11 protein-coding genes are annotated in these 10,658 nt (G+C 65.9%); 8 read left to right on the top strand and 3 right to left on the bottom strand.

All coding sequences use genetic code 11. The features are described from left to right. Positions 1-5: 5 nt before the first annotated feature. Positions 6-335 (bottom strand): heat shock protein HspQ, encoded by a 330-nt coding sequence (gene hspQ / locus Q8K84_RS06425; protein WP_305281789.1) that lies wholly within the window; start codon positions 333-335, stop codon positions 6-8. A 163-nt stretch (positions 336-498) separates the two neighbouring features. Between hspQ and Q8K84_RS06420 the strand changes: the two genes are divergently transcribed. The 7 genes from Q8K84_RS06420 (at position 499) to Q8K84_RS06390 (ending at position 8,717) form a co-directional block, all read left to right on the top strand. Further along, entirely contained in the window at positions 499-1,599 is a 1,101-nt protein-coding gene (locus Q8K84_RS06420) for a Ppx/GppA phosphatase family protein (RefSeq protein ID WP_305281788.1), read from the top strand. After that, positions 1,596-2,309: an RlmE family RNA methyltransferase gene (locus tag Q8K84_RS06415; protein WP_305281787.1), complete on the top strand. Its 714-nt coding sequence runs from the start codon at positions 1,596-1,598 to the stop codon at positions 2,307-2,309. The genes Q8K84_RS06420 and Q8K84_RS06415 overlap by 4 nt, the downstream gene beginning before the upstream one ends. A 107-nt stretch (positions 2,310-2,416) precedes the next feature. Next, entirely contained in the window at positions 2,417-3,880 is a 1,464-nt protein-coding gene (gene guaB / locus Q8K84_RS06410; RefSeq protein WP_305281786.1) for an IMP dehydrogenase, read from the top strand. Between the two features lie 3 nt (positions 3,881-3,883). Next, entirely contained in the window at positions 3,884-4,279 is a 396-nt protein-coding gene (locus tag Q8K84_RS06405; RefSeq protein WP_305281785.1) for an MAPEG family protein, read from the top strand. A gap of 9 nt (positions 4,280-4,288) precedes the next feature. Continuing rightward, positions 4,289-5,569, top strand: a complete 1,281-nt coding sequence (locus Q8K84_RS06400; RefSeq protein ID WP_305281784.1) for an RsmB/NOP family class I SAM-dependent RNA methyltransferase — start codon at positions 4,289-4,291, stop codon at positions 5,567-5,569. Between the two features lie 29 nt (positions 5,570-5,598). Beyond that, positions 5,599-7,167, top strand: a complete 1,569-nt coding sequence (guaA, locus tag Q8K84_RS06395; protein WP_305281783.1) for a glutamine-hydrolyzing GMP synthase — start codon at positions 5,599-5,601, stop codon at positions 7,165-7,167. A 293-nt stretch (positions 7,168-7,460) separates the two neighbouring features. Further along, positions 7,461-8,717, top strand: a complete 1,257-nt coding sequence (locus tag Q8K84_RS06390; protein WP_304755563.1) for a tyrosine-type recombinase/integrase — start codon at positions 7,461-7,463, stop codon at positions 8,715-8,717. Here the strand turns inward: Q8K84_RS06390 and Q8K84_RS06385 are convergent. Beyond that, on the bottom strand, positions 8,689-8,979 hold the full coding sequence (locus tag Q8K84_RS06385) for an AlpA family transcriptional regulator (RefSeq protein ID WP_304755562.1): 291 nt from the start codon (positions 8,977-8,979) through the stop codon (positions 8,689-8,691). The two genes, Q8K84_RS06390 and Q8K84_RS06385, sit on opposite strands and share 29 nt — an antisense overlap. A gap of 140 nt (positions 8,980-9,119) precedes the next feature. Next, positions 9,120-9,497, bottom strand: coding sequence for a hypothetical protein (locus Q8K84_RS06380; protein ID WP_305281782.1), 378 nt, complete (start codon positions 9,495-9,497; stop codon positions 9,120-9,122). 70 nt (positions 9,498-9,567) lie between these two features. On the opposite strand from Q8K84_RS06380, the gene Q8K84_RS06375 reads away from it, so the two are divergent. Further along, positions 9,568-10,658, top strand: a 1,091-nt coding sequence (locus Q8K84_RS06375; RefSeq protein ID WP_305281781.1) for a recombinase family protein, incomplete at its 3' end; no start/stop codon positions are given.

Below are 10,658 nucleotides of genomic sequence, written 5' to 3'. Positions count from 1 at the left end.
TGCGCCTAATGGCTGATGCGCGGTCGCAATGTGTAGTGGTCGCCCTGGAAGGAATCAAACAGCAGGGCCGCTTGGGGATGACTGACCGGCTCACCACTTTCGTCGGGCAACAGGTTCTGCTCCGACACATAGGCGACGTAGGCGCTCTCCTGGTTTTCGGCCAGCAGGTGATAGAAAGGCTGGTCCTTGTGCGGGCGCACATCCGCCGGGATCGACAGCCACCAGTCCTCGCTGTTGGCGAACGCCGGATCGACGTCAAAGATCACGCCCCGGAAGGGGAAGATCCTGTGCCGGACCACCTGACCAATGGCGTACTTGGCGCTTCGAAGTTCCATGACAGGGATTTGTACACTACGTTTTCTGACCGGGAGGTGAACGTAATCATCTTGTCACACGGCGCAAGGCGACGCCTTTCGGCGGGCGAGTACGCTTGCTACAGTCGCCTCTGAAGCAAGGCGGCCGTTGTTCGGCCGGCTACAGTGGGACAGGTGGCGGTCCATGTCTGAGGCGCCGAGCGCGCCCGACACCAGGTTGCGTGCGCGGGACAAAACGACCAAGGACGGGCCGTGCTATGCGGCCCTGGACCTGGGGACAAACAACTGCAGACTTCTGATCGCCACGCCCGCGGCTGGCGGCTTTCGGGTGGTCGAAGCCTATTCCCGCATTGTGCGCCTCGGGGAGGGGCTCTCCCAGACAGGCCGACTCTCTGAGGCCGCGATGGACCGCGCCCTGGCGGCCCTGGCGGTCAGCGCCGAAAAGGTGCGCCGCCGCCGCGTGGTGAAGATTCGCGCCGTCGCCACCCAGGCCTGCCGCTCGGCGGTGAATGGCGAGGCCTTTGTCGAACGGGTGGCCAACGAGACGGGCCTCAACCTGCAGGTCATCACCCCTCATGAGGAGGCGAGGCTCTCGGTGGCGGGCTGTCTTGGCCTGTTGGACAGGGAGGCGCAGGCCGCCCTTGTGGTGGATGTGGGCGGCGGCTCCACCGAAATGTCCTGGGTCGATCTCAGCGGCCCGACCCAGGCGGCCGACCGCACGCCGCCGATCAAGGCCTGGCTGTCCATTCCCATCGGCGTCGTCACCCTGGCCGAGCGCTTCCCCGAAGGTGAGGCGCCGACCGACCAGTGGTTCCGGGCGATGGTCGAGGCGGTGAAGACGGAGATCGCCGCCTTCCGCCGGGCCGAGGCGCTTCGGCCGGTGTTTGAGGCCGACGGCGCGCATCTGGTGGGGACGTCGGGCGCCATTACCAGCCTGGCCGGACTGCACCTGGGGCTGGAGCGCTATGACCGGTCCCGGGTCGACGGAATCTGGATGACGCGGGATGACTGCGACCGGGCGGCTGACATGCTCCTGGCCCTGACCCCGGCCCAGCGGGCGCAGCAGCCCTGTATCGGCCCTGACCGGGCCGATCTGGTCCTGGCCGGCGCGGCGATCCTGCAGGCGGTGCAGGAGCTCTGGCCCTGTTCGAGGGTGCGGGTGGCTGACCGGGGTTTGCGCGAAGGCGTGCTAATCTCGCTGATGTCCGATAAGGGCGGGCGACGACGTCGCCGTCGCGGCCCACGCCGCCGCCGGGCGGGCGACAACAGCAAGGCGCCAGCATGACCGAGCCCCCGCGCAAACGTATGGTCCGCCTGCCCACCGGGGGCAGCGATGAGGGCCGCTCCAAGCCCGCACGCCTGAAGACCGCCAAGCAGCGGACACCCTCGTCGCAGGCCTGGCTCGAACGCCAGATCAATGACCCGTTCGCCGCCAAGGCCCGCGCCCACGGCTACCGGTCGCGGGCGGCCTACAAGCTGATCGAGATCGACGACAAGTTTCACTTTCTCAAGCCCGGCGCCCGGGTCATCGACCTGGGCGTGGCGCCCGGGGGCTGGACCCAGGTGGCCATCGAGCGGGGCGTGACCCACATCGCCGCCGTCGACCTGCTGCCGGTCGACCCCATGCCGCCGGCCCACATCCTGCAGATGGACTTCACCGACCCGGAGTGCGGGCCGATGCTGATCGACCTGTTGGGCGGCCCGCCGGATTTGGTGCTGTCGGACATGGCTCCCAATACGGTGGGCCACCGCCAGACCGATCACCTCCGCATTGTCGGCCTGATCGAGGTGGCGACGGTCTTCGCCATCAGCGTGCTGAAGCCCGGCGGCGCCTTCGTCATTAAAGCCTTCCAGGGCGGCGAGGTGGGCGATCTGATCCAGAAGCTGCGCCTGGACTTCGCCCAGGTCCGCAACGTCAAGCCCAAGGCCAGCCGGGCGGACTCTTCGGAGACCTACATCGTGGCGACCGGATTCAAGGGCCGTCCAGGGGCCTGAGGGCCGCGCCGGCGCCCCCTTACGGCGAATTCCACCCCACTTTGGCCACGGCGCTTGCCCCCACCGCGTCGGACGGCTTATACGCGGCTCGCAAAACGGAGAGTCTCATGGAGATTCGCGAAGGGCTTACCTTCGACGATGTTTTGCTCGAACCCGGCGCGTCCGAGGTCATGCCCACCCAGGTGGATACGACCACACGGCTGACCCGAGAGATCCGGCTGAACATACCCCTCGTGTCCTCCGCCATGGACACGGTCACCGAAAGTCGGCTCGCCATCGCCATGGCGCAGGCTGGCGGCCTTGGCGTGCTGCACCGCAACTTCACCGTTGAGGAGCAGGCCGATCAGGTGCGCGAGGTGAAGCGCTATGAAAGCGGCATGGTCATCAACCCGCTGACCATCCACCCGGACACGACGCTCGGCGAGGTCCGCGAGATCAAGGCCCGACGCCGCATCTCCGGTTTCCCGGTGGTGGAGCGCAACACCGGCAAGCTGGTAGGCATCCTGACCAACCGCGACATGCGCTTCGAGGCCAGCGACGCCATGCCGGCCAGCGCCATCATGACCAAGGACAAGCTGGTTACGGTCAAGGAAGGCGTCGAGCAGGCCGAGGCCCACGAACTGCTTCGCCGCAACAAGATCGAGCGCCTGATCGTGGTGGACGACGCCTATCGCGCCGTCGGCCTGATCACGGTCAAGGACATCGAAAAGGCCCAGGCTCACCCCCTGGCCGCCAAGGACAGCAGGGGCCGCCTGCTGGTCGGCGCCGCGTCCACCGTGGGCGACGCCGGCTATGAACGCTCCATGGCCCTGATCGACGCCGGCGTGGACGTGGTGGTGATCGACACCGCGCACGGCCACAACGCCGATGTCGGCCGCGCAGTCGGACGGATCAAGGCCGAGAGCAACCGGGTCCAGGTGATCGCGGGCAATGTCGCCACCTATGACGGCGCGCGCGCCCTGATCGACGCCGGCGCTGATGCGGTGAAGGTCGGGATCGGTCCCGGCTCCATCTGCACCACCCGGGTGGTGGCTGGTGTCGGGGTGCCGCAGCTGACCGCGATCATGGACGCCGTCCGCGCCTCAGGGGACTCCGGGGTGCCGGTCATCGCCGATGGCGGGATCAAGTATTCCGGCGATCTGGCCAAGGCGCTCGCCGCCGGGGCCCAGGTGGCCATGATGGGCTCGGTCTTCGCGGGTGTCGACGAAGCGCCAGGCGAAGTGTTCCTCTACCAGGGCCGCTCCTACAAGGCCTATCGCGGCATGGGCTCCCTGGGCGCCATGTCCCGGGGATCGGCCGATCGCTACTTCCAGAAGGAAGTCTCCGACGCGCTGAAGCTGGTGCCCGAGGGCATCGAGGGCCAGGTCCCGTTCAAGGGCCCGATCGCACCCATCGTCCACCAGATGGTCGGCGGTCTTCGGGCGGCCATGGGCTATGTTGGGGCCGGCAATCTGCAGCAGTTCCGGGAACGGGCGCGGTTCATCCGCATCACCGGGGCCGGCCTGCGTGAAAGTCACGTCCATGACGTGATGATCACCCGCGAGGCGCCCAACTATCCGAGTGGGATCTAGGCCATGACCATGGCTCTGGAGCTGAAGCTTCTCGGTGTCGCCATCCTGATCGGCCTGATCCAGATCCTTTGGGGCGCGGCGGCTGCGCGCCGTCAGCAGGGCCTGAAATGGGCGGCGGGCCCGCGGGACGAGGTCCGACCCATCGAGGGCGCCGCCGCCCGTCTCGACCGGGCGCTGCGCAACTTTCTCGAGACCTTTCCCTTCTTCGCCGCGGCGGTCATCGTGGCCTATCTGGGCGGCAAGCTTGGGGACCTGACCCTCTGGGGCAGCGTCCTCTATGTGGCGGGCCGCGCCCTCTATGTTCCGCTCTATGCGGCCGGCGTCCCCATGGTGCGCAGCCTGGTCTGGTTCGTCGCCATGATTGGGCTTGGCATGGTGGTGGCGGCCATTTTCCTGTGAGGCTTGCCCGTGCGTGACGGCGGACGCCTGGCTGCGGCCATCGAAGTCCTAGACGATATCGAGACCCGTCACCGGCCTGTCCGGCTGGCCCTGAAGACCTGGGGGGAACGCTCCCGGTTCGCCGGCTCCAAGGATCGCGCCTTCGTCTCTGGGCTCGTTCTGGACGTGCTGCGCAAGCGCCGGTCCCTGGCCTGGCGGATGGGCGCGGAGTCCAATCGCGCCGCGGCCATCGGGGCCCTGAAGTTCGAGTGGGACTGGACCAGCAGGGCCATCGCCGAGGCCTGCGCTGACCCCGAGCATGGTCCCGGCGCCTTGAGCGAGGCCGAGGCGGCAGCCCTTGAGTCGCCCGCAGATCTTGGAAGCGCCCCCGATCCGGTGCGCGGCGACTATCCCGACTGGCTGGACGAGGATCTCGGGCGCGCCTTTGGCGACCGCCGGGTGGAAGAGGCCCAGGCCCTGGCCGAGCGGGCGCCGGTGGACCTTCGGGTCAACCTGCTGAAAACCGACACCATCCGTGCGCTCAAGGCCCTCTCGCCATTGGGTCCAGAAACCGTCGAGCTGCTGGAGGGCGCCATTCGTCTGCCGGCGCCTGATCCCGCCCGCCGCGCCGGGGCGGTGGAGACCATTCCCGCCTTCTCCAAAGGCTGGTTCGAGGTGCAGGACCTGGGCTCGCAGATCGCGGCCGCCTGCGCCGGCGAGGTGAAGGGCCGCCAGGTCCTGGACTTCTGCGCCGGCGGCGGCGGCAAGACCCTGGCCCTGGCTTCGGCCATGGGCAACACGGGCCAGATCTACGCCTATGACTCCGATGCGCGGCGCCTGACCGACACCATCCGCCGTGGCGAGCGGGCAGGGGTTCGAAACCTGCAGATCCGCTCCCCGGTGAACCCCGACCCCCTGGCCGGGCTGGAAGGCAAGATGGACGTGGTGTTCATCGACGCCCCCTGTTCAGGCTCCGGCTCCTGGCGCCGGCACCCCGACACCAAATGGCGCCTGAGCCCTGAGGCCCTGGAGCGCCGGATGGCGGACCAGGACGCCGTGCTGGACGCCGGCGCGACCTTCGCAAAGCCAGGCGGGCGTCTGATCTATGTGACCTGTTCGGTCCTGCCCCAGGAGGACGAGGACCGGGTCGCCGCCTTCCTGGCCCGACAAGGAGGCGGCTTCGTCACCCTACCCGCCAGCGAACGGCCCGAGCTTGCCCCCTGGCTCACGCCGCAGGGCTATCTGCGGCTGACGCCAGCCGGCGCCCAGACCGACGGCTTCTTCGTCGCGGTGCTGGAGCGCGCGCGATGACCCGACACCCCGCCTGAAGGCCGCCTGCCATGACCGAGCTTCTCGAACCCAACCACGAGCGCGTCCTGATCGTCGATTTCGGCAGCCAGGTGACGCAGCTGATCGCCCGGCGCCTGCGCGAGAACGGCGTCTATTGCGAGATCCATCCCTACGACAAGATCGAGGCGATGCTGGACGTCTATGCGCCCAAGGCGGTGATCCTGTCCGGCGGGCCCGCCAGCGCCCATGAGGACGAGGCCCCCAAGGTCACGCCCAGGGTGTTCGAGCTGGGCGTCCCGGTGCTGGGCATCTGCTACGGTGAGATGCACATGTGCGCCAAGCTGGGCGGGGCGGTGGAGAGCGGCCATCACCGGGAGTTCGGCCGCGCCGAAATCCTGATCGAGCGGGAAAGCCCGCTGCTGGATGGTCTTGGCGGGGTCGGCGCCAAGGAAACCGTCTGGATGAGCCACGGCGACAAGATCACCGCCATCCCCCAAGGCTTCCACGTGGTGGCGGCCTCGGAAGGCTCGCCTTTTGCGGTGATCGCCGATGAGGGCCGGCGCTTCTACGGCATTCAGTTCCACCCTGAGGTGGCCCATACCCCCCGCGGCGCGCTGATCCTGCGCAACTTCACCCACAAGATCGCCGGGCTGAAGGGCGACTGGACCATGAAGGCCTTCCGCCAGGAGATGGTCGAGCGTATCCGCGAGCAGGTGGGCGAGGGCAAGGTGATCTGTGGCCTGTCCGGCGGCGTGGACTCCTCAGTCGCCGCGGTGCTGATCCACGAGGCGATCGGTGACCAGCTGACCTGCGTCTTCGTCGACACCGGCCTCCTGCGCCACAACGAGGCCGAGCAGGTCGTGACCATGTTCCGCGACCACTACAATATTCCGCTGATCCATGTGGACGCCGGCGAGCAGTTCCTGGGCGAACTGGCCGGGGTCACCGACCCCGAGACCAAGCGCAAGACCATTGGCCGACTGTTCGTTGAGGTCTTTGACCGGGAGGCCGCCAAGATCGACGGCGCGGCCTTCCTGGCCCAGGGCACCCTCTATCCCGATGTGATCGAAAGCGTCTCGGCCCGGGGCGGCCCCTCGGCGGTGATCAAGAGCCACCACAATGTCGGAGGTCTGCCGGACTTCATGAAGCTCAAGCTGGTGGAGCCCCTGCGGGAGCTCTTCAAGGACGAGGTTCGCGTGCTCGGCGTGGAACTGGGCCTGCCTCCGGCCTTTGTCGGCCGCCATCCCTTCCCGGGGCCGGGTCTTGCCATCCGCATTCCGGGCGAGATCACGCCTGAGGCGGTCGCCGTCCTGCAGCAGGCCGACGCCATCTATCTGGACGAGATCCGCAAGGCTGGCCTCTATGACTCCATCTGGCAGGCCTTCGCCGTCCTGCTGCCGGTCAAGACCGTCGGCGTCATGGGCGACGCCCGCACCTATGAGAATGTCTGCGCCCTGCGCGCCGTCACCTCGACCGACGGCATGACCGCTGACTTCTTTGAGTTCCCCTGGGATGTCCTGGCCCGGGCCGCGACCCGGATCATCAACGAGGTCCGTGGCGTCAACCGGGTTGTCTACGACGTGACCTCCAAACCGCCGGGCACGATCGAGTGGGAATGATTCAGGCCCGTTTGGGCCTATCGGCATCTTTCGCCAAAGTGCCACTAAGCTACTGAAATAAAAAAGTTATCTTCCGGCATCTATCGAGATCAATCGGGGGGCAGCGGCTCGCGCTGACGGCCTGCGCGACGGTATGCCGCAAACTTGCACCATGCCGCCAAGGGCGATACCGTCAGGGACATCGGCTTACATGACGGTATTTTTTAAGACCTAACACGCGGAAAACGCAAGATAAAAGGTCTAGAGGGATACCGAAATCGGGCCGACGGTATTTCTGTCGTGAAGGAGCCCGTATGCTCACCGATGTGGCGCTTAAGAATCTGAAATCACGCGAGAAAGCCTACAAGGTCACGGACCGTGACGGGCTTTACGTTCATGTTTCCACGTCGGGTACGGTGACGTTCCGATTGGACTACCGCTTGAACGGCCGGCGGGAGACGCTGACGCTGGGCAAGTACGGCCCGACCGGGATCTCGCTTGCCCGCGCGCGCGAAAAGACGATCGACGCAAAACGCGCCGTCGCTGAAGGCCGGTCGCCAGCCCAAGAGAAGCAGCGGGAGAAGCGCCGCCTCAAGGAAGCCAAGAGCTTCGGAGAGTTCGGAGAAACGTGGCTGACCAAAGCGCCGATGGCTGACAGTACCCGAGCCATGCGGCGCTCGATCTTCGAGCGTGAGCTGCTGCCGGTCTGGAAGAACCGCCTGCTGCACGAGATCACGCCGGATGATCTTCGCGCCCATTGCGGAAAGATCGTCGATCGCGGTGCTCCGGCCACCGCCATCCACGTCCGCGACATCCTCAAACAGATCTACGGATTTGCGATTCTGCACGGCGAGAAGGTGGCCAATCCGGCCGACGATGTCGGGCCGGCCTCGATCGCGACGTTCGTGCCGAAAGACCGCTCGCTGTCACCGACCGAGATTCGTGTGATGTTGAAGCAGCTCGAGCATGTCGCCACGCTGCCCACGATCCGGCTCGGTATGCGCCTCTTCCTGCTGACGATGGTGCGCAAGAGCGAACTACAGGACGCGACCTGGGACGAGATCGACTTCGAGAACGCTGTCTGGACGATCCCCAAGGAGCGGATGAAGCGATCGAAGGCGCACAATGTCTATCTGTCTCAGCAGTGCATCGACATCATGATCGCGCTCAAAACCTGCGCGGGAAATTCCCGCTACCTGCTCCCATCGCGCTACGATGCGGACGCACCCATGTCGCGCGCCACCTTCAATCGGGTGACCTATGCGGTGGTGGAGCGGGCTCAGAAAGAAGGCCTCCCGCTTGAGCCCTTCACGGTGCACGATCTGCGCCGAACCGGCTCGACCCTTCTCAACGAGCTGGGTTTCAACAGCGACTGGATCGAGAAGTGCCTGGCCCATGAAGACGGCCGCTCATCGCGCGGGGTCTATAACAAGGCCGAGTATGAGCATCAGCGCCGGCACATGATGCAGGAGTGGTCCGACATCGTAGATGCTTGGGTCGCGGGGCAGAAGCGGGCGCCGGTGCTGGTCCCGCCCACGATGGCTATGCTCGCGCCTGATCCTGCGCTTTAACGGGACGGGTCCTGCGCTTGCGCACATCCGGGTGCGGCGCTCGATCGACGCTCTGTCGCCGCGCCTTGCTCAGCCGCTCTGTCAGCCACGCTTCGACCTCGGCGAGGTCCCAGACCACACAGCGCGGCGTCAGCGCAAAGCGCCGGGGAAATTCTCCGCGCTGCTCCATCTCGTAGATGGTCGTGTCGGCCAGCGGCACGATTTGGCGTAGCTCATGCCTGCGGATCATCCGCTTCTTCAACGCATCGGACCGTGTCGACATGCTCTTTGACTCCCGGGAGGTGACGTGTCGCCTCGAATGGAGCCGATAGACCCGGCGTGAAAAGAGCTTGTGGACCGGCGTAGGGTTGCAGGCGGCTCTGGCGTGCAAATCGGCGGGGTCGTCTGTCCGCCCATAGGCGGCTACTCGGGCGCTGGCGGCAGTCCATCGATGGCGGCCACGGCATCGACCAACTGACGCCGCAAGCTTGCGAGCCCGACCGCGACGACCAGATCCTGACGATCGGCCAGCCCCAGGACGGTGCGGAGCACCAAATCGGAATGGCGCATCAGGACCACCAGGTTCTCGCCGCTGGGCCCGTTCTTGGCCTCGAACCAGTTTCGGACCGCCCGCTCGTTCGAAGCGGTGAGCTGGGCCACCGTCTTCAGCGCCGAGGGCGTGCTGCCGAACTCGGCCTTGAGCGCGAGTGCAACGGCGCGCGCGAGAGGCTGGGCCGTATCGACCGGAAAAGGATTTCCGGCTTTCGACTGAACTTTTCGGTCTTTCTCGGAGAACGACATTCGTTCTGACTCCCAATAGAATTGGTGGGAGATCGAACCTGTCCTTTTCGGGCCAGCGAGAGCAGCCGGTGTGATCGAAGTATCAGAGGCAATCAGCGCTGAAGCAACGCCGCGCACGGCCGTGCGAGCGGCGCAATATGTGCGAATGTCGACTGAGCACCAGAAATATTCGACCGAAAACCAAGCGGAGATCATCGCCCAGTACGCCGCGCGGCGTGGATTCGAGATCGTGAAGACCTACGAGGACTCGGGCAAGAGCGGTCTTCGCCTGGACGGACGGCTGTCGCTTCAGCAGCTCATCGCCGACGTCCGTAGCGGCAAGACCGACTTTAAGGCCATCCTCGTCTATGATGTGAGCCGCTGGGGCCGTTTTCAGGATGCCGACGAGAGCGCTTATTACGAGTTCATCTGCCGTGAAGCGGGAATCGCCGTCCAATACTGCGCCGAGCAGTTCGAGAATGACGGCAGCCTAAGCGCCACGATCATCAAGAGCATGAAGCGGGCGATGGCGGGCGAATATAGTCGCGAGCTGTCGGTCAAGGTGTTCACAGGCCAGTGCCGCTTGATCCGTTTGGGCTTCCGGCAGGGCGGCGCGGCCGGCTACGGACTTCGGCGCTATTTGGTCGACGAGCACCGCAATCCCAAGGCTGTGCTCAATCACGGCGAACAGAAGAGTCTGCAGACCGACCGGGTCGTGCTTCAACCCGGCCCGCCCGAAGAGGTCGAGGTGGTGCGCCGGCTTTACCGCATGTTCGTCGTGCAGCGGCGGACCGAGACGGAGATCGCTGCGGCGCTGAACGCCGAAGGCATCCTCACGGATCTTGGGAGGCCTTGGACCCGCGGCACTGTCCATCAGGTCCTGACCAACGAGAAGTACATCGGCAACAATGTCTACAACCGGGCGTCCTTCAAGCTGAAGGCCAAGCGGGTGGTGAACAGCCCTGACATGTGGGTGCGCGCCGATGGCGCTTTCGAGGGGATCGTCGAACGCGACTTCTTCGAGGCGGCGCAACGGATCATCGTGAGCCTCCGGTGGGGGCCGCCTTGTCGGGGTGAGGTGGATGGCGATGCTGTGCTCGTAAGGACGTCCTTAAGAGCGCTCGTAGCTGCACAGCATGGCCCATGTCAGTTTGATCACCGGTCCGGAGCGCCGCCGCAGGT

It is taken from the genome of Phenylobacterium sp. (assembly GCF_030679875.1).
In the GTDB taxonomy this organism is placed as follows: domain Bacteria; phylum Pseudomonadota; class Alphaproteobacteria; order Caulobacterales; family Caulobacteraceae; genus Phenylobacterium.
This window is presented reverse-complemented; position numbering and strand designations above follow the sequence as displayed.